Annotated in this window: 2 rRNA genes; both read right to left on the bottom strand. The window is 57.3% G+C overall.

Going from position 1 to position 255, the window contains the following annotated elements:
• Positions 1-89: ribosomal RNA gene (rrf, locus tag HZZ01_RS20810) — 5S ribosomal RNA — on the bottom strand; the annotation flags it as partial.
• 93 nt (positions 90-182) lie between these two features.
• Positions 183-255 (bottom strand): 23S ribosomal RNA (locus tag HZZ01_RS20805); the annotation flags it as partial.

Below are 255 nucleotides of genomic sequence, written 5' to 3'. Positions count from 1 at the left end.
GGAGACCCCACACTACCATCGGCGCTACGGCGTTTCACTTCTGAGTTCGGCATGGGGTCAGGTGGGACCACCGCGCTAAAGCCGCCAGGCAAATTCTGTCTCCGCGCCGCCCGTTAAGGCCGCGCAGTTATATCCGGTACAAGGCTGAAAATCGTGTCTCTCAAAAACGCCTCTGGCGTTGTAAGGTTAAGCCTCACGGGTCATTAGTACCGGTTAGCTCAACGCATCGCTGCGCTTACACACCCGGCCTATCAA

The organism is Pantoea sp. WMus005 (assembly GCF_013415305.1).
GTDB lineage: Bacteria > Pseudomonadota > Gammaproteobacteria > Enterobacterales > Enterobacteriaceae > Pantoea > Pantoea rara.
The sequence above is the reverse complement of the archived record's forward strand: the minus strand, read 5'-3'. Positions and strand labels throughout refer to the sequence as shown.